Annotated in this window: 25 protein-coding genes; 16 read left to right on the top strand and 9 right to left on the bottom strand. The window is 32.9% G+C overall.

The features are described 5' to 3' along the window. Window position 1: 1 nt before the first annotated feature. Both ACVC43_RS10750 and ACVC43_RS10745 read right to left on the bottom strand, forming a co-directional pair. Window positions 2–391 (bottom strand): DNA topoisomerase IV, encoded by a 390-nt coding sequence (locus ACVC43_RS10750; RefSeq protein ID WP_452224522.1) that lies wholly within the window; start codon window positions 389–391, stop codon window positions 2–4. A 106-nt stretch (window positions 392–497) separates the two neighbouring features. Beyond that, window positions 498–914, bottom strand: a complete 417-nt coding sequence (locus ACVC43_RS10745) for a helix-turn-helix domain-containing protein (RefSeq protein ID WP_452224521.1) — start codon at window positions 912–914, stop codon at window positions 498–500. A gap of 312 nt (window positions 915–1,226) precedes the next feature. On the opposite strand from ACVC43_RS10745, the gene ACVC43_RS10740 reads away from it, so the two are divergent. The 3 genes from ACVC43_RS10740 (at window position 1,227) to ACVC43_RS10730 (ending at window position 3,510) form a co-directional block, all read left to right on the top strand. Then, a complete protein-coding gene (locus ACVC43_RS10740) occupies window positions 1,227–2,369 on the top strand; it encodes a M14 family metallopeptidase (RefSeq protein WP_452224520.1) in 1,143 nt (380 codons plus the stop codon). Between the two features lie 71 nt (window positions 2,370–2,440). Beyond that, on the top strand, window positions 2,441–2,920 hold the full coding sequence (locus ACVC43_RS10735) for an Lrp/AsnC family transcriptional regulator (RefSeq protein ID WP_452224519.1): 480 nt from the start codon (window positions 2,441–2,443) through the stop codon (window positions 2,918–2,920). 74 nt (window positions 2,921–2,994) lie between these two features. Continuing rightward, the gene (locus ACVC43_RS10730) at window positions 2,995–3,510 is read left to right on the top strand and encodes a DinB family protein (RefSeq protein WP_452224518.1); all 516 of its coding nucleotides are present in this window, start codon (window positions 2,995–2,997) and stop codon (window positions 3,508–3,510) included. A 4-nt stretch (window positions 3,511–3,514) separates the two neighbouring features. Here the strand turns inward: ACVC43_RS10730 and ACVC43_RS10725 are convergent, their stop codons facing one another. Both ACVC43_RS10725 and aroB read right to left on the bottom strand, forming a co-directional pair. After that, on the bottom strand, window positions 3,515–3,805 hold the full coding sequence (locus ACVC43_RS10725; RefSeq protein WP_452224517.1) for a hypothetical protein: 291 nt from the start codon (window positions 3,803–3,805) through the stop codon (window positions 3,515–3,517). Between the two features lie 71 nt (window positions 3,806–3,876). Next, the gene (gene aroB / locus ACVC43_RS10720) at window positions 3,877–4,944 is read right to left on the bottom strand and encodes a 3-dehydroquinate synthase (protein ID WP_452224516.1); all 1,068 of its coding nucleotides are present in this window, start codon (window positions 4,942–4,944) and stop codon (window positions 3,877–3,879) included. Between the two features lie 92 nt (window positions 4,945–5,036). Here aroB and ACVC43_RS10715 point away from each other — a divergent pair, with 92 nt between their 5' ends. After that, the gene (locus ACVC43_RS10715) at window positions 5,037–6,209 is read left to right on the top strand and encodes a proline dehydrogenase family protein (protein ID WP_452224515.1); all 1,173 of its coding nucleotides are present in this window, start codon (window positions 5,037–5,039) and stop codon (window positions 6,207–6,209) included. Here ACVC43_RS10715 and ACVC43_RS10710 read toward each other — a convergent pair. From ACVC43_RS10710 to porX, 5 genes are all read right to left on the bottom strand, one after another. Then, entirely contained in the window at window positions 6,206–6,580 is a 375-nt protein-coding gene (locus ACVC43_RS10710) for a hypothetical protein (RefSeq protein WP_452224514.1), read from the bottom strand. The two genes, ACVC43_RS10715 and ACVC43_RS10710, sit on opposite strands and share 4 nt — an antisense overlap. A 124-nt stretch (window positions 6,581–6,704) precedes the next feature. Next, window positions 6,705–7,904 (bottom strand): alanine dehydrogenase, encoded by a 1,200-nt coding sequence (locus tag ACVC43_RS10705; RefSeq protein ID WP_452224513.1) that lies wholly within the window; start codon window positions 7,902–7,904, stop codon window positions 6,705–6,707. 82 nt (window positions 7,905–7,986) lie between these two features. After that, on the bottom strand, window positions 7,987–8,535 hold the full coding sequence (locus tag ACVC43_RS10700) for a hypothetical protein (protein ID WP_452224512.1): 549 nt from the start codon (window positions 8,533–8,535) through the stop codon (window positions 7,987–7,989). 252 nt (window positions 8,536–8,787) lie between these two features. Then, on the bottom strand, window positions 8,788–9,198 hold the full coding sequence (gene tsaE, locus ACVC43_RS10695) for a tRNA (adenosine(37)-N6)-threonylcarbamoyltransferase complex ATPase subunit type 1 TsaE (RefSeq protein WP_452224511.1): 411 nt from the start codon (window positions 9,196–9,198) through the stop codon (window positions 8,788–8,790). A gap of 50 nt (window positions 9,199–9,248) precedes the next feature. Further along, the gene (gene porX / locus ACVC43_RS10690; protein ID WP_452224510.1) at window positions 9,249–10,802 is read right to left on the bottom strand and encodes a T9SS response regulator signal transducer PorX; all 1,554 of its coding nucleotides are present in this window, start codon (window positions 10,800–10,802) and stop codon (window positions 9,249–9,251) included. Window positions 10,803–10,840: 38 nt separating this feature from the next. Between porX and ACVC43_RS10685 the strand changes: the two genes are divergently transcribed. The 12 genes from ACVC43_RS10685 to ACVC43_RS10630 all read left to right on the top strand — a co-directional run bounded on the left by ACVC43_RS10685 (window position 10,841) and on the right by ACVC43_RS10630 (window position 22,886). Continuing rightward, window positions 10,841–12,070 (top strand): HD domain-containing protein, encoded by a 1,230-nt coding sequence (locus ACVC43_RS10685; RefSeq protein ID WP_452224509.1) that lies wholly within the window; start codon window positions 10,841–10,843, stop codon window positions 12,068–12,070. 22 nt (window positions 12,071–12,092) lie between these two features. Next, on the top strand, window positions 12,093–13,121 hold the full coding sequence (gene lpxD, locus ACVC43_RS10680; protein ID WP_452224508.1) for a UDP-3-O-(3-hydroxymyristoyl)glucosamine N-acyltransferase: 1,029 nt from the start codon (window positions 12,093–12,095) through the stop codon (window positions 13,119–13,121). After that, window positions 13,108–14,514 carry a bifunctional UDP-3-O-[3-hydroxymyristoyl] N-acetylglucosamine deacetylase/3-hydroxyacyl-ACP dehydratase gene (locus tag ACVC43_RS10675; protein WP_452224507.1) on the top strand — a complete coding sequence of 469 codons (1,407 nt, stop codon included), beginning with the start codon at window positions 13,108–13,110 and terminating at the stop codon, window positions 14,512–14,514. Before lpxD ends, ACVC43_RS10675 begins: the two co-directional genes overlap by 14 nt. A 21-nt stretch (window positions 14,515–14,535) precedes the next feature. After that, window positions 14,536–15,321 carry an acyl-ACP--UDP-N-acetylglucosamine O-acyltransferase gene (gene lpxA, locus ACVC43_RS10670; protein WP_452224506.1) on the top strand — a complete coding sequence of 262 codons (786 nt, stop codon included), beginning with the start codon at window positions 14,536–14,538 and terminating at the stop codon, window positions 15,319–15,321. A gap of 77 nt (window positions 15,322–15,398) precedes the next feature. Next, complete coding sequence (efp, locus tag ACVC43_RS10665) at window positions 15,399–15,965, top strand: elongation factor P (protein ID WP_452224505.1); 567 nt, start codon at window positions 15,399–15,401, stop codon at window positions 15,963–15,965. Window positions 15,966–16,038: 73 nt separating this feature from the next. Then, window positions 16,039–16,974, top strand: coding sequence for a UDP-3-O-(3-hydroxymyristoyl)glucosamine N-acyltransferase (locus ACVC43_RS10660; protein WP_452224504.1), 936 nt, complete (start codon window positions 16,039–16,041; stop codon window positions 16,972–16,974). Continuing rightward, the gene (locus tag ACVC43_RS10655) at window positions 16,975–17,379 is read left to right on the top strand and encodes a nuclear transport factor 2 family protein (protein WP_452224503.1); all 405 of its coding nucleotides are present in this window, start codon (window positions 16,975–16,977) and stop codon (window positions 17,377–17,379) included. A 117-nt stretch (window positions 17,380–17,496) separates the two neighbouring features. After that, a complete protein-coding gene (sucD, locus tag ACVC43_RS10650; protein ID WP_452224502.1) occupies window positions 17,497–18,369 on the top strand; it encodes a succinate--CoA ligase subunit alpha in 873 nt (290 codons plus the stop codon). Window positions 18,370–18,550: 181 nt separating this feature from the next. Further along, complete coding sequence (gene fabG, locus ACVC43_RS10645; protein ID WP_452224501.1) at window positions 18,551–19,297, top strand: 3-oxoacyl-[acyl-carrier-protein] reductase; 747 nt, start codon at window positions 18,551–18,553, stop codon at window positions 19,295–19,297. Window positions 19,298–19,325: 28 nt separating this feature from the next. Further along, window positions 19,326–20,285 carry a hypothetical protein gene (locus tag ACVC43_RS10640; RefSeq protein WP_452224500.1) on the top strand — a complete coding sequence of 320 codons (960 nt, stop codon included), beginning with the start codon at window positions 19,326–19,328 and terminating at the stop codon, window positions 20,283–20,285. Window positions 20,286–20,316: 31 nt separating this feature from the next. Further along, on the top strand, window positions 20,317–20,844 hold the full coding sequence (locus ACVC43_RS10635) for a hypothetical protein (RefSeq protein ID WP_452224499.1): 528 nt from the start codon (window positions 20,317–20,319) through the stop codon (window positions 20,842–20,844). Between the two features lie 8 nt (window positions 20,845–20,852). Then, window positions 20,853–22,886 (top strand): VWA domain-containing protein, encoded by a 2,034-nt coding sequence (locus ACVC43_RS10630; protein ID WP_452224498.1) that lies wholly within the window; start codon window positions 20,853–20,855, stop codon window positions 22,884–22,886. Window positions 22,887–22,896 lie beyond the last annotated feature (10 nt).

Below are 22,896 nucleotides of genomic sequence, written 5' to 3'. Positions count from 1 at the left end.
ATTATTTAGTGCTTTTAATTAGTTCAGCTGTTTTAGCAATTCCTTTTTGTTTATTCGATTTACCTACATAAGAATATTCAAACGTATAAGTAGAATCTGTTGTCGATAGTATTTTTAAATGAATATCATTTTTATCTACCATGCGTTTAGGGTTAATGGTTTTAAAAATCACCTCACAATCATTAATCCATCTTACTTCAGACGAATCTATTTTATTATCGTAGGTTTCAATCTGGAGTTTATTGTCTCTTAAAATATAACCGGTCTTTTCTATGCCATTGTCATTATAACTAAATTCAAAAAAACCAGTTTTATAATCTTTACAACTTCTTTCCGGTTGCTGACAACTAAAAATAAAAATAGAGAAGAAGAGAAAGATGAGTTTTTTCATTTTGACGGTTTACTTTAAAACAAAATTACAAAATGAAACGATCAAAAATGTGCTTTTTTCATAATCTCTTAGAATCGCGTATTCAAAATTTTCTTGAAGTGAGTGTCTAATTTTCAAAATTTGAAAAACTACCGTCTTTGTAAAAAATAATAATACGGTCAATTTCTTTTTTTTGATTTGAAGCACTATTTTTTATTTCGGGAGTTTTAGCAAAAGTATTTTCAATTTTCTGTTCAGAAAACAAATTTGCTTTTTCCAAACTTGGTGATACTATATTTTTTTTGTCTGCAGTTTTTTCCGAAGGAAAATTTCCTTTCCCATTCATGAGCCAATATAATTCTACTTCGGGAAAAGAGGAGAGTACTTTTAATACAAATTCTAAACTTGGTTTATTTCTGCCAGATAATATATGAGAAATACTAGAGCGTTGCACACCAATTTTTTCGGCAAAAGAAGAGGCGGTTTCTCCGTAATAATCGATGACTTTTTTCAGTCTTTTGGTAAATTCTTCGTTGTTTATCATTGCGATACAAATGTAAACAATTGATTTCAATATTTATGTTTACAATTGTATATTTAACAAATAAAAGGAGTGAATTATCCCATTAAACAATCGAAAATAATTAAATTAAAACTTTATATGATATATTTTAAATATCTGAAAAAGAATAATTTAGGTGTAAGTTTTTATTTTTGTTAATTTTAACGAAGCTGAAGCTGCATCAATTGCTATACTTTTTTAAAATTTGGTTACACTTGTAAATTACATTTGTAACAACTACTGTTTACAATTGTAAAATAGATATTGTTTACATTTGTAACACATAAAATTTATATGATAAATACAGAATTAAAAAACATATTTGAAACACATAAAGAAACGACTCTTTTTGGGCGTTACATTAACAATGAATCTATTAAGCCACTGTTAAAAAAACATGCCAGTAAATTTAAAATTGAAGTTATTGGGCAATCGGTTTTGGGAGCAGATATTCATAGCGTAAAAATTGGCTCTGGAGAAAAAAGAATATTAATGTGGTCGCAAATGCACGGTAATGAATCGACAACAACCAAGGCTGTTTTCGATTTGTTAAACTTTCTTTCTGAAAATCCTAAGGCAGAATTCCTTTTAAAAAACTGTGTTATTTGTATTATTCCTATTCTAAATCCCGATGGAGCCAAGGCGTATACGCGCTTAAATGCCAATAAAATAGATTTAAATCGTGATGCGCAAGCGTTAACACAACCCGAAAGCAAGGTGTTGGCTAATGTTTTTAAAGCTTTTAAACCGCATTATTCCTTTAATCTTCATGGACAACGCACCATTTTTAGTGCAGGAAACACTAATAAACCTGCTACGTTGTCTTTTTTATCGCCAGCCCAAGACGAAGGTTGCACCATTACGGAAAACAGAAAGATTGCCATGTCTGTTATTGTTAAAATGAACAATATGCTTCAAAACGAGATACCAAAGCAAGTTGGTGTTTACGATGATGCTTTTAATATTAATTGTGTTGGTGATACTTTTCAGAGTTTAAATGTGCCAACCGTTCTATTTGAAGCTGGACACTACGCTAATGATTACGATAGAGAAGAAGTGAGAAGGTTAATATTTCAATCTTACATCGTTGCCTTGAACACCATTGCTAATAATGCTGTCGATAAGGAAGATTACAAAGCTTATTTGTTAATCCCTGAGAATAAAAAAATGTTTTATGATATTATTATTAAAAATGCACTTGTTGAAAACGAAATAGTAGATGTGGCAATTCAATATCAAGAACAATTAGTTAATAATAAGATACATTTTGTGCCCAAAATTGAAAAAATCGAGAAATTATTTAATTTTTATGCTCACAACTATCTCGAAGCCAATAATAACGAGGTTTTCGGTGAGGATAATGGGATATTGAAAGTAGGTTACGAAAACCTTTTCGTTGTCATTAAAAATGTAAAATTTTCATTAAATATTAGTTAATATGTATTTTTGATATGGATAATTCATTAAAAATGTATTATTTTTGATTATTATTTAATGAAATCAGACAAATGGCAAAATTTAAATTAGACGAAATTGATCACCAAATATTAGATATGTTGATTGATAATACCAGAGTACCTTTTACAGATATCGCAAAAAAATTACTTATATCTGCAGGAACGGTTCATGTTAGAGTGAAAAAAATGGAAGATGCAGGCATTATAAAAGGTTCTTCTTTAACTTTAGACTATAAAAAATTAGGGTATTCTTTTATAGCTTATGTAGGTGTTTTTCTTCAAAATACATCGCAAACAACCTTTGTATTAGAGCGCATTAATGAAATCCCATTCGTTACTGTAGCACACGTAACTACTGGGAAATTTAATATATTCTGTAAAATTAGAGCCAGAAATACTGAGCACGCTAAAAATATAATCTTCATGTTGGATGAAATTGAGGGAGTTTACAGAACAGAAACCATGATTTCTTTAGAAGAAAGCATTAACGACAAAAAACGTTTAATGCACGATATTTTTAATTCTTTGTAAAAAAACTTATACTATTTAAAAGTCCTTTGGTTATCTTGCTAAAGGACTTTTTTTTGGACTTAATTTTATAAACTATGAGAGTTTCAGATTTATCAGATACAGAATATATACCTTATTTTCAACCTTACATCAATCAACTTGGCGATTTAATTCTCGTGGATGGTTTAACCGAAGGTTTAGAAACCACCACCAAATTTTTAAAATCCATCGATCAAGACAAATTAGAATATAGATACGAAGAAGGTAAATGGACTATAAAAGAAATTGTAAATCATTTAATCGATTCAGAACGTGTTTTTGCTTATCGCGCGTTGCGTTTTGCAAGAAACGATAATACTCCTGTCCCTGGTTTTGAACAGGATGACTATGTTATAGAAAGCTTTGCTAATAATAGAGATTTTAACGATTTATTAGAGGAGTATGTGCTATTACGACAAGCAACCATTAAACTTTTTAATACTTTTGATAGCACAATTTTAAAGCGTACAGGTAAAGCAGGAGGCGGAGAAGTTTCTGTTCGTGCTTTAGGTTTTTTAATTGCAGGACACGAAAAGCACCATTGCGAAGTGATAAAGAAACGTTATCTTTAACTGCTTATTCTTCTTCGTCGTTGCTAAAGGATTCTTCAATTAAAATATGACCATCTTCATTTAACACCAAATCGTCTGCATCTGCAAAATTAGCCATGGTATAATGCAATTTACTGCCAATTTTAACCAGGTAAATAGTGTCTTCGGTTTTAACTTCTACAGCTTCAATGGTTTCGTTTCGATGGTTGTCGAAAACCACGATGTCATCATCTCCATAACCATCTGGAAATTTCTCAGTGAGTAAAGTTAACACGTTTGGAGTTAGTTTTTTATAATCTACAATGACTCTGCGCATAACACTTTGGTTTTAAGGTTAGTGATTATGTTTAGTAAGCTATTTATAAAATTACAAATTTTTATTTAAAGTTAAACACTATAAAATTTAAAAGCTTCAATTATGCTTTCGTCGTCGACTATACAGTTAGTTTTTGGCTTCCCAATTGCTTCGAGTAACACAAAATATACATTGCCATTCTCGTTCTTTTTATCGTGTTTTAAAAGATTTGTAATAGCAGCGTAGTCTGTTTCATTTAATGCTACATGCCCATAAATAGCTTTAATTATTCGTTTAATCTCGTTATTCTTCTCTTTAGAAAAGCCGCAATATACTGTCGAAAGATAATTGGCTAAAATAATGCCAATAGCGATGGCTTCTCCATGCAATAAGCGCTCTTTGTCTTCACTTTCCATAAAATAAGATTCTATGGCATGACCGAGTGTGTGGCCGTAATTTAGAGTCTTACGTAAGCCTTGCTCTGTTGGATCTTGCTCTACAATAGTCTTCTTTATAATTATAGACTCGTAAATTAAGGTGTCTAAATCTTCAATTGAAGATTTAGACAAATCCTGTAGTCTATTCCAGTAATCTTCATCGAAAATCAATCCATGTTTGAGCATTTCGGCTAAACCAGAACGCATCTCTAATTGTGGTAGAGTATTTAAAAAAGAAGTATCAACAATTATAAGTTCTGGTGTGTTTATTACTCCAATTTGGTTTTTAAGATGCCCTAAATCTATTCCTGTTTTGCCACCAATTGATGCATCTACCATGCCTAATAAGCTGGTTGGTATATTAATAAAATCTATCCCACGCTTAAACGTAGAAGCCACAAAGCCGCCTAAATCTGTTACAACACCACCACCAACATTAATCATTACACTTTTTCTATCTGCACCATATTCAGACAGGGTTTCCCACAGGCCTAAGCAGATGTCGAGATTTTTTTGTTCTTCTCCAGGATCGATTTCTAAAATATCGTAAGTAACATCTGTGTCGATATGGGACAAAAAAGTTGGCAGGCAATCTATATTTGTATTGCTATCGCAAAGAATAAACACTTTTGAATATTTTTTAGGTTTTAAATGCTCATTTATAGCTTTGTAGCCATCATCATTGAAATAAATGGTATAATCTTGAGTGTTAATTGAAGTCATTAAAATAATTTTATTGAAATGTAAAAGTAAGGAGTTTTTAAAGAATTATAATTTAGTTAATTTATATTTGTTCAAATAATTTTCTGGTTTAAATGACATCCAATAAAATCTTTGATAATACAGAGGTCGCTTTCGCTTTAAAAAGTGATTCTGAATTAGAACGTGCTTACTTTTTATTTAAAATGATTGCAAACGAGCCATTGGTTCGTATAGGTACTGCTGCGACTAATTTTGCTTTAAAAGCAAAACTGCCTGTAGAAGGATTAATTAGAGCAACTGTTTTCGATCATTTTTGTGGCGGTGTAAACGAAGAAGATTGTTTACCAGCGATTGATAAAATGTTTACTGCAGGTGTGTGTTCTGTTTTAGACTACTCGGTAGAGGGTAAAGCATCAGAAAATCAATTTGATGATGCAACAGCACGTTTAGCTAAAATTATAGAGTTTTCAGACAAAAAAGAAGCCATGCCAATTGTGGTTTTTAAACCTACTGGCTTAGGGCGTTTTGCATTGTTTCAAAAAAAGGGAGAAGGCAAAGCGTTTACTGCTGAAGAAAATGAGGAATGGAATAGAATCATAGCGCGATTTAATATGTTATGCAGCTTGGCAAAATCTAAAGATGTAGAAGTGCTAATTGATGCCGAAGAAAGCTGGATGCAGGATGCCGCAGATGAGTTAATAGAGCAAATGATGGCGTTATATAATAAAGAGGTGCCCTACGTTTATAACACCTTACAAACTTACCGTTGGGACAGGTTAGATTTTTTAAAAGCTTCGCATAAGCGGGCAAAAGCTAAAGGCTATAAATTAGGCTTTAAAATAGTAAGAGGTGCTTATATGGAAAAAGAGCGTGAAAGAGCCGAAGAAAAAGGTTATGAATCGCCAATTTGCAAAGACAAAAAAACAACCGACGATAATTTTAACAACTGCCAGCGTTATGTTTTAGAAAACCTGGAAGATATGTCGATATTTATTGGCACTCACAACGAGGAAAGCACTTATTTGGCAATGGATTTAATGGAAACCTTAGCTATTAAAAAAGATGATAATCGTGTGTGGTTTGGCCAACTGTATGGTATGAGTGATCATATTAGCTTTAATTTAGCTAATAATGGCTATAACGTTGCTAAATATTTACCTTTTGGCCCAGTTAAAGATGTGATGCCATATCTTATACGTCGAGCCGAAGAAAACACCTCGGTTGCGGGACAAACAAGTAGAGAATTAGCTTTAATTAAAAAAGAACGACAGCGCAGAAAGGCTTAGTCTATAAATTCTACAGATTGTATGGTAGCAATTTTTTCACAGTTTTCAATTGTTAATCCTGTGTCTTTGTCGTTAATTTCGCCTTCAACAAAATAAGTGCCGCAAGGCGTTTTTCTACTATCACTTTTAGAAAAATTTATATCGCCTTTATATAAAATGTAATTTATCTGGGTCGTATCTATATTTTTTGAAGCTATAAAAGCTTCAGCTTCTGTAGAATATACTAATGTTTTAGAGTTTATATTCTTTAAAACTCTGGCATCTGGCCCATAATCGCAAGACACTTTTTTTCCGTTTAAAAAAAAGGCTAAAATCACTAAACCAATAGCAAAACCGCCAAAATAGTAGCCAAATCTTTTAAGTAAACTCATTGAAAATTAATTTTTGTTTCCGTGAACCTACTTGCTTGTTGGGCAGTAACGAAAACATTATTTATTTTGCAAAATTCGGAAATATAACTGGTTAATAACAGAGATATTTAAACTAATTATTTTATTAAAAAATAAGGAGATTAATGTCGTTATAACTTAAATCGAACCACTCACCAACGGCACGACTGGTTAATATACCATGATAGAAGTAGAGTCCGTTTTTGAGTCCGCGATCCATACGCAGCGAATGTTCTAAGCCACCATCTTCGGCAATTTTAAGCAAATAAGGTGTGAAAATGTTGCTAATAGAAGCAGAGGCAGTACGCGAATATCGAGCGGGAATGTTGGGCACGCAATAATGGATAACACCATGTTTTTCGAACGTTGGGTGTTTGTGCGAGGTAATTTCACTGGTTTCAAAACAACCACCCATGTCAATACTCACATCTATAATAACCGATCCTTTTTTCATTTGCTCCACCATAGCCTCGGTAATAATAACTGGAGCACGATCTTTACCTCTAACAGCGCCAATAACTACATCACAGCGCTTTAATGCTTTATTTAAATATTTAGGTTGAATAGTAGAGGTGTAAAGTGTTCTGCCTAAGTTGGTTTGCACACAGCGTAATTTGGTAATAGAATTATCGAAAATTTTGACATTAGCTCCCAATCCTATAGCGCTTCTTGCTGCAAATTCGCCTACGGTTCCAGCGCCTAAAATGACTACTTCTACAGGAGGTACACCACTTATATTACCAAACATTAATCCGTTTCCATCACTTGTGTTACTTAGTAATTCCGAGGCAATTAATACCGAAGCTGTCCCTGCAATTTCACTTAAGGCACGCACCGCAGGATAAGCACCATCTTCGTCGCGAATAAACTCGAAAGCCAAGGCTGTAATCCGTTTATTGGCAAGTGTTTCGAAATATTTTTTAGACTGTGTTTTTAGTTGAAGCGCAGAAATTAAAATTGTTTGCGGATTAATTAATTTAAGTTCCTCTAAAGTAGGTGGTTCTACTTTTAAAATCATTGGGCAACTGTATACTTTGGCAACATCGTTAGTTATTTCGGCGCCATTTTCGCTGTAATCTTTATCGCTAAACTTCGAACCTTTGCCAGCTCCAGATTCTATTAAAACACGATGTCCGTTATTTACAATCGCCGAAACCGCATCTGGCGTTAAACAAACACGTTTTTCCTGAAACGCCGTTTCCTTAGGTATGCCTATAAATAGAGAGCTTTTTTGCTTTAAAATTTCTAATTTTTCTTCTTGTGGTAAAAGTTGTGCCTTAGAAAAAGGAGTAATGGATTTTGCCATTGTTTGTGGTTCGTTTTATTTAGGAATTAAATTACGAATAAATAGCAAATTTACAAGTATTATACGGTATTAATAAATACGACTAAAAAAACTGCTTAATCTTTTGCCAAAGATTTTTTGGTTTAAGCATTAATTCATCTTCTAGTTCTTGGGTTGTTTTATCTATAGAGTTTAGTCTATCAAAAATCCTAGCTCTTATTAAGTATATTGAAGGCAGTATAACAGCCATAAATGGAACTAAATGCATAAGCTGAAATTCATCAAAAAAACCTGTATCCGAAGAAATAAAACCTATTATTTGATAGATATACATTATTATTGGAATCAAAATAGCATGATACCACCAGTGGCGACATGTAAAGAACCAAATCAGTAAAAGCAGAAGGGGTGTTAGCTTACCACATAAAGTCCAAGCGACCATATGTGCATCTTGATAAACCTCACTATCATATGTAAATAAAAAAGTGTTCCAGATTTTAGTTTCTGGAACACCTTCGTATGTGTAAAACAAATAAGGTGTAATACCAATAATTGTTGCAGTAAAACTACCTAATATAATTGTTTTTTTTCTATTAACCGTGCTTCGGAACTTTGACTTTTCTTCCGTCGATTTCAGTTTTTTGTTGGTCATCTAAATTAATAATGTTAGTTGCATTTGCGGTGAATAGTACACCTCCGAAAATCGCTAGTGCGATTACATACTTTTTTGTTTTCATAATTGTTAGGGATTTAAATTAATTAATTACTCTAAATTAGATAAATCCTTAACCGTATTACACTCTAAATGTTAAAATTATGTTAAAAAAAGCATTTTCAGCTTTTTTCAGTACGGTAAAAACCGTACTTCGGGTAAAAATACACATTTTAGTAACATAAAAAAGTGTTATTTTTTTTTGTTTGAGTACATTTTTAATTGTCTTGAGTTATTTTCTTTTTGTTCTATTTTAATAGTTTCAAAATCAGTTAACATATTGTTTACTAATTCTGGCCATTCAATAAATAAATAGGCATCCGTATTTAAATACTCTTCTATGCCAAAATCGTATAGCTCATCTTCGGTTTCTACACGATATAAATCGAAATGATAGATTTTTATTTTTTCAGTTTCGTATTCATTTACCAAAGAAAAGGTTGGGCTACTAACCACATCCTTACAACCCAATGCTTTTACTAATGCTTTAATAAGTGTGGTTTTACCAGCTCCCATTTCAGCATTAAATAGAAATACTTTAGAGGTTGCATGCTCTAGTATTTGTATTGCAACGGCATCAATTTCGTTTAAAGCGTATTCCATTTTAAGCATGAGGTAAAACTAAAAACTTAAATTAAAAAAACAAATTCATTTTATTTTGGGTTTAAAACTACAAAAGGAATAATCATCTCCTCTAAAGAAACGCCACCATGCTGGTAGGTGTTTCTATAGTAACTAACATAATGGTTGTAGTTGTTTGGATAGGCAAAAAACAAATCGCTTTTAGCAAAAATAAAAGAGCTATTCATAGAAAGTGAGGGTAAATGAATAGACTTTGGGTCTTTAGCAGCCAACACATCTTTATCTTCGTAGCTTAAACTGCGTCCTGTTTTATAGCGTAAATTTAAACTTGTATCTCTGTCGCCAATTACTTTCGATGGGTTTTTTACATTAATTGTACCATGATCTGTAGTAAGAATGAGTTTAAAACCCATTTGTTGTGCCTGTTGTATCATTTCGAGCAGAGGTGAGTTTTTAAACCAACTCTGCGTAAGTGAGCGATAAGCTTTGTCGTTAGACGCCAATTCCTTTACAACATCCATTTCTGTTTTAGAATGCGAGAGCATATCTACAAAATTATAAACCACAACAGTTAAATCGTTATCCTTTAAGCCCCTAAAGTTTTCGGCTAATTTTTTTCCAGATTTAAGATTGGTTATTTTGTAATATTCATGCTTGTAGTTTGTAAGTCCTAAACGCTTCATTTGGGCGTTTAAAAAATCGTCTTCGTGCATGTTTTTGCCGCCTTCATCGGTATCGTTTTTCCAAAACTCCGGATGCATTTTTTCCATGTCACTTGGCATTAACCCAGAGAAAATAGCATTTCTGGCATACTGCGTAGCCGTTGGTAATATACTAAAAAAGGGCGTTTCGCTCTCTTTCTTATAATGGTTGGTGACAAAGGGTTCGAAAGCTTTCCATTGGTCGTAACGCAAATTATCAACCACCACTAAAAGAGTAGGTTGCTCTTTGCTTAATTCTGGAACCACTTTATCTTTAAATAAGTTATGAGATAAGGTTGGTGCATCTACATTAGGCTCGAACCAAGTAGGGTAATGTTTATCTATAAACTTACCAAACTGAATATTCGCTTCGTTTTTTTGTGATTCTAAAATCTCGAACATGCCAGAATCTTCAATATTTTCTAACTGCATTTCCCAGTAAATTAGCTTTTGGTAAAGTGTAACCCATTCCTCGTAACTATTTACCATCGCCATATCCATAGCAATCTTTCTAAATTCCTGCTGGTAATTAGACGTTGTTTTTTCTGAAACCAAACGTGAGTGATCTAAGTTCTTTTTAAGGCTTAACAGGATTTGGTTTGGATTAACCGGTTTAATAAGGTAATCTGCAATCTTATTGCCTATGGCTTCTTCCATAATATATTCTTCCTCACTTTTGGTTATCATAACCACAGGAAGTGTGTCTTGCTTTTCTTTAATACCGTTCAAGGTTTCTAAGCCAGTTAATCCAGGCATATTTTCATCTAAAAAAACAATGTCAAATTTATCATTATCTAATATTTCGAGCGCTTCGGTACCACTATTGCATTTGGTAACGGTATAGTTTTTCTGCTCTAAAAACATAATATGTGGTTTTAGTAAATCTATTTCATCGTCAACCCAAAGTATTTTTATTTTATCCATGTATATTTGTTTATATAAATCATTGAAAAATCATCAGTTTGCAAAAAAGTAACAAACTTAAAATATTAAACGACCCAATTTACGGATTTATTACTATCCCAAATTCGTTAATTTTCGATTTAATAGAACATCGATATTTCCAGAGACTCCGTCGCATTACTCAAATGGGTATGAGCTATTTGGTATATCCAGGAGCTCACCACACGCGTTTTCATCACGCAATAGGCTGCATGCATTTAATGCAAAAAGCTGTGCAAGTGCTACGTTTTAAGGGTGTTGACATTTCAGATGAAGAAAAAAACGCACTTTACATAGCTATATTATTACACGACATTGGGCATGGTCCATTTTCTCATGCCATGGAACACAGCATCGTTAATGGTATCTCTCACGAGCATATTTCTATGCTTTTTATGGAAACTTTAAATAAGGAATTTAACAACGATTTAACTTTGGCGATACAAATTTTTAAAGGAGAGTATCCTCGTAAGTTTATGTGTGAACTTATTTCGAGTCAAATAGATATGGATAGGGCAGATTACCTTAAGCGTGATAGTTTTTATACGGGAGTTGCAGAAGGGAACATTAATAGCGACCGTTTAATTACTATGCTTAATGTTAAAGACGATAAGTTAGTTGTAGAAGACAAGGGTATTTATAGTATTGAAAAATTTTTAGTAGCCCGACGCTTAATGTATTGGCAGGTGTATTTGCACAAAACAAGTTTGGCAGCAGAGCAATTGCTTATTCGGGTGCTTAAGCGAGCAAAAGAGTTGACCAAGGCTGGCGTAAAGTTGCCAGCGAGTAAACCGTTATTGTATTTTTTAAATCATGAAATTTCGCTTAAAAATTTTAATGCTGAAAGTCTTGAGACGTTTTCAAAATTAGACGACTTCGATATTGTTTCTGCAATGAAAGCATGGCAATATGAAGAAGATTTTATATTGAAAAACCTTTGTGAAATGATTATTAATAGAAATTTACTGAAGGTTAAAATCAAGAAAAAGCCCATTAAAGACGCCTTGATATCAGCATATAAAAAAGACTTAATGGAGCAGTACTCAATCTCTGAAACCGAAGCAGAGTACTTTGTGTTTAGTGGAGAAATTTCCAATCAGGCTTATACAAGAGAAGCGCAAAGTATTAATATTTTACATAAAAACGGAAAAATTGAAGACGTCGTCAAGGCAAGCGACCAATTAAACCTTAAAGCGCTCTCGAAGTCGGTGACTAAATATTATATCTGTTATCCAAAACAAAAGTTGTAATAATTTTCTATTTTTGCGAGAGATGAAATTTACAGCAGAACAAATAGCTGGTATTTTAGAAGGTGAGGTAGTGGGAGATCCACAAACTGAAGTTTCTAAATTATCGAAAATAGAAGAAGGTGTAGAAGGTGCGTTAACCTTTTTGGCAAACCCAAAATATACGCCTTATATATATAGTACAAAAGCATCTATTGCGATTGTAAATAAAGATTTTGAACCAGAACAAGTTGTTACGGCTACCTTAATTAAGGTAGACGATGCATATAAATCGTTCTCTAAATTGCTTGAATATTATAATCAGGTTAAATTAAATAAATTTGGTATTGAAGAGCCGTCTTCAATTGCGGATAATGCAACGTTAGGAAGCGATGTTTATGTGGGTGCTTTTTCGTACATTGGTAATCATGTAAGTATAGGAAATAACGTTAAAATTTTCCCTGGATGTTACATAGGTGATAATGTTAAAATTGATAATGACACCGTGCTGTTTGCAGGTGCTAAAATTTATTCAGATTGTATTATAGGTAAAAACTGTGTTATCAATTCTGGAGCAATTATAGGAGCAGATGGTTTCGGTTTTGCGCCAAATGAGGCTGGAGAATATGATAAGGTTCCTCAAATTGGAAATGTAATATTGGAGGATTTTGTAGATATTGGAGCAGCAACCACCATTGACAGAGCTACTTTAGGCTCAACAATTATAAGAAAGGGAGCAAAATTAGATAATCAAATTCAAATTGCTCATAATGTAGAAATTGGCGAAAACACGGTAATCGCTGCGCAAACAGGTGTTGCTGGATCAACCAAAATTGGTAAAAACTGCCAAATTGGTGGTCAGGTAGGTATCGTAGGACATATTACTATAGGTAATGGAGTAAAAATACAAGCGCAGTCAGGAATAGGTAGAAATGTTAAGGATAACGAAGTATTGCAAGGTTCGCCAGCCTTATCTTATGGCGACTACAATAAATCCTATGTATATTTTAAAAATTTACCTAAACTTGTTAAAACTATTAACGAATTAGAAAAAAAAGGAAATGGCAATAGTTAATTCGGAAATTAAACAAAAAACAATAGACAAAGAAGTCTCATTAAAAGGGGTTGGTTTACATACAGGAAAAGACGTAACCATTACCTTTAAGCCGGCACCAGCCAATTCAGGATTTGCTTTTAAACGTATAGATTTGGAAGGGAGTCCTGTTATAGAAGCCGATGCAAATTATGTTACCAACACCCAACGTGGTACCTGTTTAGAAAAAAACGGTGTCACTATTCAAACCTGTGAGCATGTGTTAGCAGCATTAACTGGTTTAGATATCGATAATGCGATAATAGAATTAGATAATTCTGAGCCTCCAATTATGGATGGTTCTTCAAAATTCTTTGTAGAAGCTATAGAAAAAGCAGGTGTTGTAGCGTTAGATACTGCTCGAGAAGAGTATGTTGTAGAAGACGTTATTTCTTATGTTGACGAGGAAACAGGTAGCGAAATTTTAATTATGCCAGCGAAAGAATATCAGGTTACTACTATGGTAGACTTCGGCACTAAGGTTTTAGGCACCCAAAATGCAACATTAAATCATTTATCAGATTTTAAAAATGAGATTTCCAATGCACGAACATTTAGTTTTCTACACGAATTAGAATCGCTATTAGAGCATGGATTAATTAAAGGAGGAGATTTAAATAATGCAATAGTTTATGTAGATAAAGAATTATCTCCAGAAACCATGAAAAAACTTAAAGTAGCATTCAACAAAGAAAATATTGCAGTAAATGCTAACGGGATTCTTGATAATTTAACGTTGCATCATCCTAATGAAGCAGCAAGACATAAGTTATTGGACGTGTTAGGAGATTTAGCGTTAATTGGTACTCGAATTCGAGGAAAAGTAATTGCTAACAAACCTGGACATTATGTAAACACTCAGTTTGCAAAAAAAATGTCTAAGCTAATAAAAAATGAAAGACGTAATAATGTACCTAAAATAGATTTAAATAAGCCGCCTTTAATGGATATTCATCAAATAATGGATATGTTACCACACAGGCAGCCTTTTTTATTACTCGATAAAGTGTTCGAGCTTACAGACAGTAAGGTTATTGGTCTTAAAAATGTGACCATGAACGAGGAGTTCTTTAAAGGTCATTTTCCCGGAGCACCAGTTATGCCAGGTGTTTTAATTGTAGAAGCCATGGCGCAAACAGGAGGTATTTTAGTTTTAAGTACTGTGCCAGATCCAGAAAACTATCTTACATTTTTTATGAAAATGGATAATGTAAAATTTAAGCAAAAAGTAGTACCTGGCGACACGTTAATTTTTAAATGCGAATTAATATCACCAATCAGAAGAGGTATTTGCCATATGCAAGGTTATGCTTACGCAAATGGCAAACTATGTGCAGAAGCAGAATTAATGGCACAGATATCTAAAGTTAAATAATATTACAATAATAATATAATAATGAACCAACCCTTAGCATACGTACATCCAGGAGCAAAAATTGCAAAAAATGTAGTTATTGAACCTTTTACAACAATTTACAATAATGTAGTGATAGAGGAAGGGACGTGGATAGGAAGTAATGTTACCATTATGGAAGGAGCGCGAATAGGTAAAAATTGTAATATTTTTCCTGGCTCGGTTATCTCAGCAATACCTCAGGATCTAAAATATAATGACGAGGACACCTTAACTATTATTGGTAACAATGTTACTATTAGAGAATGCGTTACTATAAACAGAGGGACGACAGATAAAATGAAAACAGTAGTTGGCGATAATTGTTTAATAATGGCTTATTGCCATATCGCACACGATTGTATTGTTGGTAACAACTGTATTTTTTCAAACAATAGTACGTTAGCAGGACACATAACTATTGGAGATTATGTTATTTTAGCAGGAATGACGGCTGTACATCAATTTTGTTCTGTTGGTAGTCATGCCTTTGTTACAGGAGGTTCATTGGTAAGAAAAGATGTACCACCTTTTGTTAAAGCAGGTAGAGAACCTTTATCTTACGTTGGTATTAATTCGGTTGGATTAAGACGAAGAGGTTATACTACCGAAAAAATTAGAGAAATTCAGGATATTTTTAGAATATTATATCAAAAAAATTATAACAATACGCAAGCTGCTGGTATTATTGAAGCAGAAATGGAGGCAACGACCGAGCGAGACGAGATTCTTCAATTTATTAAAAATTCGCATCGTGGAATAATGAAAGGATATTTTAAGTCTAATTAATCTGCTTCAGAAATAAAAAACATAAACAGCATTTGGGTAAAACAACTCAATAACAAACAATATAACAACAGACAATAATGGCTACTACTTCAGATATAAGAAACGGATTGTGTATTAAATACAATAACGACATTTATAAAATTATTGAATTTTTACACGTAAAACCAGGAAAAGGACCTGCTTTTGTACGAACTAAAATGAAAAGTGTAACCAATGGTAAAGTATTAGACAATACTTTTTCTGCAGGACACAAATTAGAAGACGTACGTGTAGAAACGCACAAATTTCAATATTTATATAACGATGGTGAATTTTATCATTTTATGAATGAAGCAGATTATACTCAAATCCGTCTTTTGGAAGCGGCATTAGACAACCCGGGTTTAATGAAAGAAGGTGAGGTTGTAACAATTCAGATAAATACAGAAGACAACATGCCTCTTTCTGTAGATATGCCTGCAACAGTGATATTGGAGGTAACAGCAACAGAGCCGGGAGTTAAAGGAAATACCGCTACTAATGCAACAAAGCCTGCAACAGTGGAGACAGGAGCAGAAGTTAACGTACCATTATTTATAAACGAAGGCGACAAAATAAAGATTGAAACCGAAAAAGGAACCTATAAAGAACGTGTAAAAGAGTAAATTTATAAAAAAAAATTATCATTTAACAGTTGTCAATAATTGATACATGCTAATTGATTACTGATCCAGAACAATGAAGTTTCCAAAGCCACACACGTTAAAACAAATAGCCAAGATAATTGATTGTGATTATATTGGTGCAGATGATTTTCAGGTTTTAGGTATGAACGAAATTCATGTGGTAACACCAGGAGACATTGTATTTGTAGATCATCCAAAGTATTACGATAAAGCACTACAATCTGCAGCAACAATAATTTTAATCAATAAAGATGTAACCTGTCCGGAAGGTAAGGCGCTACTTATAAGCGACGATCCATTTCGTGATTTTAATAAACTCACACAGCATTTTATACCTTTTCAAGCTGCGAATGTAAGTATTTCGCCATCGGCAAAAATTGGAGAGAACACTATTGTTCAGCCCAACTGCTTTATTGGGCACAATGTGTTAATTGGTAATAACTGTATTTTACATGCGAATGTAATTATTTATGACAATGCCGTTATAGGTAACAATGTAACTATACATTCTGGCACCGTTTTAGGAGCAAGTGCTTTTTACTATAAAAACAGACCCGAAGGATTCGATCAATTGGTCTCTGGAGGTCGTGTGGTAATAGAAGATAATGTAGATATTGGAGCACTATGTAGTATAGATAGAGGTGTTACAGGGGATACAACTATTGGAGCTGGTTCTAAATTAGATAACCAGATACAAGTAGGACATGACACCATAATAGGTAAAAAATGCTTAATAGCCTCGCAGGTTGGTATTGCAGGTTGTTGTGTTATAGAAGACGAAGTAACAATTTGGGGACAAGTAGGCACAAATAGTGGTATTACTATAGGCAAAAAAGCGGTTATTCTTGGTCAAACAGGTGTTACAAAATCTGTTGAAGGAGGAAAAAGTTATTTTGGAACGCCAATCGAAGAATCCAGAGTCAAATTAAAAGAATTAGCTTATGTCAAGCAAATTCCAAATATTATAGATCAATTAAAAAACAAATAGATGTCAGCAAAAACAATTGTTAAAGCTTTTTATGATTCTAACCTAGCTACAGATGAGAATGTAATAGACATGTTTCATAAAGATTGCGTTTTAAATTGGAACAGTAGTAAAGGCTTTTCTTCTTTAGATAAAGAAGACATTGTAGGCCGACTGGCTGCTATAAGAAAATCTTATTTATCCTTTACCTATAGATTAAGCCACTTATTAGAAAACGAAAACACAATAACAGCTAGATACACAGTGTATTGCACGGTGATCGAAAGACCCTTGAAAGAAGAGCCATTGGCACATTTTATTTCCATTTGGGAAGTAAAAGACAAAAAACTTTACAGAGGTTATGAAATTAGTCAGCTGCTGGATGACAGTATAGAAAACTTAACTTCTTTTTCTGAAATAAATTTATAAATACATTTAAGAATTAGCTGTTAAAAACTTACTTTTGTGGCAAATAATTAAAAACAAATCCATTATTGTTTCCTTTTAGGAAATTTTTAAAAAGACAATGGGACAAAAAACATAAACATGAGCGTTTTAGTAAACAAAGATTCAAAAATTATAGTTCAAGGATTTACTGGTAGTGAAGGTACCTTTCACGCTGGACAAATGATTGAGTATGGAACAAATGTTGTTGGTGGAGTTACTCCAGGAAAAGGAGGTCAAACTCATTTAGATAAGCCTGTTTTTAATACAGTGGAAGAAGCTGTAGAAAAAGCTGGAGCAGACACAACCATAATTTTTGTACCACCAGCGTTCGCAGCAGATGCAATTATGGAGGCTGCAGATGCTGGAATTAAAGTGATTATTTGTATTACAGAAGGTATCCCAGTGGCTGATATGATTAAAGCATCAGACTACATTAAAGGAAAAGATTGTAGATTAATCGGGCCTAACTGTCCTGGAGTAATTACTCCTGGGGAGGCTAAAGTTGGTATTATGCCAGGATTTGTTTTTAAGCAAGGTAAAGTTGGTATAGTATCAAAATCTGGTACGTTAACATACGAAGCCGCAGACCAAGTTGTAAAACAAGGTTTAGGTATAACTACAGCAATTGGTATTGGTGGAGATCCTATAATTGGGACAACTACAAAAGAAGCTGTAGAACTTTTAATTAACGATCCAGCTACAGAATGTGTGGTTATGATTGGTGAAATTGGAGGGCAACTGGAAGCAGACGCTGCAAACTGGTACAAAGCAAGTAAAAGCAAGAAACCAATTGTAGGCTTTATAGCTGGAGAAACAGCTCCTGCAGGTCGTACAATGGGGCATGCTGGCGCTATTGTAGGAGGAAGTGATGATACTGCACAAGCTAAAAAAGCAATAATGAGAGATTGTGGTATTCACGTCGTAGAATCTCCAGCTGAAATTGGAAAAAAAGTAAAAGAAGTTTTAGGATAGAACTAAGCTTAAACTCATATATAAAAACCTCACAAATTGCATAATTTGTGAGGTTTTTTATTGTACAATACACATACTAATGACTATATTTGAATACTAACGTTTGGTTATTTTTCACTTTGGTAATTGTAAATTAAACAAGCGTTTTAAAACACTATCAACTAAATAAAATATTATAAAAATGAAACTTTTAGAAGGTAAAACAGCTATTATTACAGGAGCAAGTCGTGGTATTGGAAAAGGTATTGCAGAGGTATTTGCACAACAAGGTGCAAATGTAGCCTTTACTTACAGTTCGTCTGTAGAGGCAGCCAACGAATTGGAAAAGGAATTAAATGCTTTAGGTGTTAAAGCAAAAGGTTATAAAAGTAATGCAGCAAATTTTGATGAATCTCAAAAATTAGCAGAAGACGTGCTGGCAGCATTTGGCAGTATCGACATCTTGGTAAACAACGCAGGAATAACAAAAGACAATTTATTAATGCGAATGGGAGAAGAGGACTTCGACAAGGTAATAGAAGTTAACCTAAAATCTGTTTTCAATATGACCAAAGCTGTACAGCGTACCATGCTAAAACAACGTAAAGGTTCAATTATTAATATGAGTTCTGTGGTTGGTGTTAAAGGCAATGCAGGACAAACTAATTATGCAGCTTCAAAAGCTGGTATTATAGGTTTTTCTAAATCTGTAGCTTTAGAGTTAGGCTCAAGAAACATAAGAAGTAACGTTATTGCTCCGGGTTTTATAGAAACTGAAATGACAGGTAAATTAGACGAAGAAACCGTTAAAAGCTGGAGAAATGCTATTCCATTAAAACGAGGAGGAACTCCAGAAGACATTGCAAATGTTTGCGTGTTTTTAGCAAGCGATATGTCTGCATATGTAACAGGACAAACATTAAATGTTGATGGAGGCATGTTAACCTAATAAATTATACCCTAAATTTGTGTATATTATGAAAAAGCAGTTATTATTTGTTGTCTATTTATGCTTTTATATCGCAGTTACTGCACAAGTTAGAATTGGCGATTTTAATGTTGCCCAATATTCTCACAGCAATGTTTCTAAGTCGTTATTAGAAGATTTTAAAAACTCCAAAACTTATTTTGTAATTAACGATAATTTAGCGCTAACAACAAAAGATTTTGAGGAAATACTTGAGGAAATATGGACAGTAACACCTTTTGAAGTCGTTACGTCTAAGGAGACATCCCGATATTTAACAGAAGGCAACTCATTGGTTTATTTTGATAGTTTTACCATTACTAAAGAAAAAGATTTTGTTCAAGTATCTGTACATTCTTTCACTGTTTTCGACATTTTTATGCCAGAAAAAATCAAGAAAAAACGTAATGGAGAGTATAAATTTAAGCGCAAACGTTTAGGAGCACTATATTTTACCTTAGATGTAGATGGTAGAAAAGAAGTAGTGGCACAAAAAAAGAAAATTACAGGAGACATTTTTAATTATAGAACAGGATACTTAAAAAATGCATTTCAAAATATTAATTCAAAATTAATAAATAGAGAAGCTGTAGATATTTATGAAGATTTCTCTAATGATTCTAAAGTTAAGACACTTAAAAAAAATACCCTATATTTTTCAGAAGAACTAATATACGGTTACGATGCTGGTTTTGTTGATAAAAAAGACGCAAAAACAGTAGAAGAAATTTTCGAAGATTATAATTACGATTACAAAGTAATTAGCAACCAAGAACTTAACAAAATGATTGTTGAAAACAAGGAGTCTTTCTACTATTTGCTATACCATCAAATAAACTCTAACAAAATTTTAAATGTTATCGAAAGCAATACTGGAGAAGTTATTTTACAGGAATACAACAAAATGTCTTTTACTTTAAAGCCAAAAGACTTGAAGAAACTTTCAAAAACAATTGAAAAAGCCAATTAGGCAATTACAAATTAACTTTTAAAAATAAATTATGAAACACACTCTAATAGTATTTGCATTACTTATTTCGTCATCTGTTATTGCTCAGGATTGGGTAACTTATAAAAACGATGAATTTAATTTCAGTGTAGATTTACCAACAGAGCCCGAAACAATGGATCAAAAAGTGCCTACCGAAGTTGGAGAGCTCACTATGAATATGTTTGTGGTAGATCAATCAGGCAATACAACAGCTAATAATTTAATTTATATGGTTATTCACACAGATTACCCTATAAATCAAGATATATTAGACGACGCAGGCGTTCAAAAAATGCTTGATGGTTCTGTAGATGGAGCAGTAGCAAATGTTCGTGGTAAATTAGTATCAGTAGAAAAAGTTGTAAAAGATGGATTTCATGGTAGAAAAGCGAAAATTGAAGTTCAAGGTGCATTTATACATATGCAAATGTATTTAAAAGAAAAAACACTCTATGCTATTCAAGCCATCTGTATGATAGAGAAAGATGGTAATAAAAATTTAGAGAAGTTTTTTAGTTCATTTAATTTTAAAGACTAATTTTAACATTGTCAACAGAAAACATTTTATATATTATCCTTGCAGGAATAGTGGCGCTTTTATTAGCGCTTTTCCAATATAAATATAAAGCTAAAGGAGCGCCTAAAAAGAATGCACTATTTGCTTTTTTACGCTTTTTAAGCATTTTTGGAGTATTGTTATTACTTATCAATCCAAAATTCGAGCAGGTAAAAATATATAACGAAAAACCAAATTTGGTTTTAGCTGTTGATAATTCAAATTCCATTGCACATTTAAATCAAGAAGAAAATGTTTTAAAAATTACAGAGGAATTAAAGAACAATACTACATTAAAAAACAAATTTAATATAGATGTGTTTTCTTTCGGAAGGACGCTCAACACCACAGACTCTCTAACTTTTGCCGAAACACAAACCAATCTTGATAAAACTTTTAGCGAGTTAAATCAAATCTATAAAAACACGGTTTCACCAACTGTTTTAATTTCAGATGGCAATCAAACTTATGGTAACGACTACAAATATTCAGCTAAAAAATTCAACCAGCCTATATATAGCATTGTCGTTGGAGATACCACACAGTATCAGGATTTGCAATTAAAGCAGCTGAGTGTTAATAAGTATGCTTTTTTAAAGAATAAATTTCCTGTCGAGGCTATTTTAGTATATTCGGGAGAAGAGAATGTAAACACACGGTTTGTGGTTAACTCTGGAAAAAGCACGGTATATTCTCAAAATATAACCTTTACAAAAGACAATAATTCTAAAATTTTAAATTTTACGTTACCAGCAAATAGTGTTGGTGTTAAGAGTTATACCGCTAATTTAATTCCTGTAGCTAACGAAAAAAACAAAGCCAATAATAGCAAAAATTTTGCTGTAGAGGTCGTCGATGAAAAAACAAAAGTAGCTATCGTTAGTACTATTTTACATCCAGATTTAGGTATGCTAAAAAAGAGTATAGAAACGAATGAGCAGCGCAAAGCTGTCTTTTTGAAACCACAGGAAGCAATAAGTCAATTAAATGATTTGCAGTTGGTTATCTTATACCAGCCAAACAATACGTTTAAAGGGCTATTTGAGGCTTTAAAGCTTCAAAATAAAAATAAGTTAGTAATTACTGGAACAAAAACGGACTATAATTTTCTTAATACAGAAAGTGAAAATTACCAGCACGATATCACCTCACAAACCGAAGAATATCAATCTACTTTAAACACGAATTATAGTGCGTTTATAATCGAGGATTTAGATTTTAAATCCTTTCCGCCTTTGCTTTCTAACTTTGGCGAACCTACATTTTCTATCCCTTTCGAAAGCATTTTGTTTAAAAAAGTTGGCGCTATAGATACAGAAGAACCATTATTGGCAACTTTTGAAACTAATGGGAGAAGAGAAGCTGTTTTGTTTGGTGAAAATATTTGGAAGTGGAGAGCACAAAGTTTTGTTAATACCAATAATTTTAACGGTTTCGATAATTTTATAGGTAAACTCGTGCAATTTTTATCATCCAATAAACGTAAGAATAGATTGAATTTAGAATACGAATCGTTTTACCAAGGCAACAACAATATTGTAATGTCTGCTCAATTTTTTAACAAAAATTACGAGTTCGATGCCAATGAAAGTCTTAGAATTATTGTTACAGACAAGGTTAACAACACCTCTAAAACCATTCCTTTTATTTTAAAAAATAATAATTATCAGGTAGATTTAAGTAGCTTACCAGCTTCAGATTATGCCTTTACTGTTAAGGCAACAAGTGAAAATATTTCAAAATCTGGCAATTTTAAAATTTTAGAATATAACGTAGAGCAGCAGTTTTTAAATGCAAATGGCTCACAATTAAAAAACATCGCTGCAACTAGCAATGGTGCAGACTATTTTACAACTAATTACCAAACGATAATAGACGATTTAGCTAAAGATGAGCGGTTTAAGCCAATTCAAAAAAGCACTAAAAAAATTGTACCTTTAATCGATTGGAAATTCTTATTAGCATTGATCGCTTTAGCCTTAGCCATTGAGTGGTTTATGAGAAAATATAACGGATTAATTTAATTAAAAATAT

It is taken from the genome of Lacinutrix chionoecetis (genome assembly GCF_053604665.1).
The sequence above is the reverse complement of the archived record's forward strand: the minus strand, read 5'-3'. Positions and strand labels throughout refer to the sequence as shown.

Coding starts and splice junctions, on each gene's coding strand:
- ACVC43_RS10750 (WP_452224522.1), bottom strand. CDS start 391: ATGAAAAAACTCATCTTTCTCTTCTTCTCTATTTTTATTTTTAGTTGT.
- ACVC43_RS10745 (WP_452224521.1), bottom strand. CDS start 914: ATGATAAACAACGAAGAATTTACCAAAAGACTGAAAAAAGTCATCGAT.
- ACVC43_RS10740 (WP_452224520.1), top strand. CDS start 1,227: ATGATAAATACAGAATTAAAAAACATATTTGAAACACATAAAGAAACG.
- ACVC43_RS10735 (WP_452224519.1), top strand. CDS start 2,441: ATGGCAAAATTTAAATTAGACGAAATTGATCACCAAATATTAGATATG.
- ACVC43_RS10730 (WP_452224518.1), top strand. CDS start 2,995: ATGAGAGTTTCAGATTTATCAGATACAGAATATATACCTTATTTTCAA.
- ACVC43_RS10725 (WP_452224517.1), bottom strand. CDS start 3,805: ATGCGCAGAGTCATTGTAGATTATAAAAAACTAACTCCAAACGTGTTA.
- aroB (WP_452224516.1), bottom strand. CDS start 4,944: ATGACTTCAATTAACACTCAAGATTATACCATTTATTTCAATGATGAT.
- ACVC43_RS10715 (WP_452224515.1), top strand. CDS start 5,037: ATGACATCCAATAAAATCTTTGATAATACAGAGGTCGCTTTCGCTTTA.
- ACVC43_RS10710 (WP_452224514.1), bottom strand. CDS start 6,580: ATGAGTTTACTTAAAAGATTTGGCTACTATTTTGGCGGTTTTGCTATT.
- ACVC43_RS10705 (WP_452224513.1), bottom strand. CDS start 7,904: ATGGCAAAATCCATTACTCCTTTTTCTAAGGCACAACTTTTACCACAA.
- ACVC43_RS10700 (WP_452224512.1), bottom strand. CDS start 8,535: ATGACCAACAAAAAACTGAAATCGACGGAAGAAAAGTCAAAGTTCCGA.
- tsaE (WP_452224511.1), bottom strand. CDS start 9,198: ATGGAATACGCTTTAAACGAAATTGATGCCGTTGCAATACAAATACTA.
- porX (WP_452224510.1), bottom strand. CDS start 10,802: ATGGATAAAATAAAAATACTTTGGGTTGACGATGAAATAGATTTACTA.
- lpxD (WP_452224508.1), top strand. CDS start 12,093: ATGAAATTTACAGCAGAACAAATAGCTGGTATTTTAGAAGGTGAGGTA.
- ACVC43_RS10675 (WP_452224507.1), top strand. CDS start 13,108: ATGGCAATAGTTAATTCGGAAATTAAACAAAAAACAATAGACAAAGAA.
- lpxA (WP_452224506.1), top strand. CDS start 14,536: ATGAACCAACCCTTAGCATACGTACATCCAGGAGCAAAAATTGCAAAA.
- efp (WP_452224505.1), top strand. CDS start 15,399: ATGGCTACTACTTCAGATATAAGAAACGGATTGTGTATTAAATACAAT.
- ACVC43_RS10660 (WP_452224504.1), top strand. CDS start 16,039: ATGAAGTTTCCAAAGCCACACACGTTAAAACAAATAGCCAAGATAATT.
- ACVC43_RS10655 (WP_452224503.1), top strand. CDS start 16,975: ATGTCAGCAAAAACAATTGTTAAAGCTTTTTATGATTCTAACCTAGCT.
- sucD (WP_452224502.1), top strand. CDS start 17,497: ATGAGCGTTTTAGTAAACAAAGATTCAAAAATTATAGTTCAAGGATTT.
- fabG (WP_452224501.1), top strand. CDS start 18,551: ATGAAACTTTTAGAAGGTAAAACAGCTATTATTACAGGAGCAAGTCGT.
- ACVC43_RS10640 (WP_452224500.1), top strand. CDS start 19,326: ATGAAAAAGCAGTTATTATTTGTTGTCTATTTATGCTTTTATATCGCA.
- ACVC43_RS10635 (WP_452224499.1), top strand. CDS start 20,317: ATGAAACACACTCTAATAGTATTTGCATTACTTATTTCGTCATCTGTT.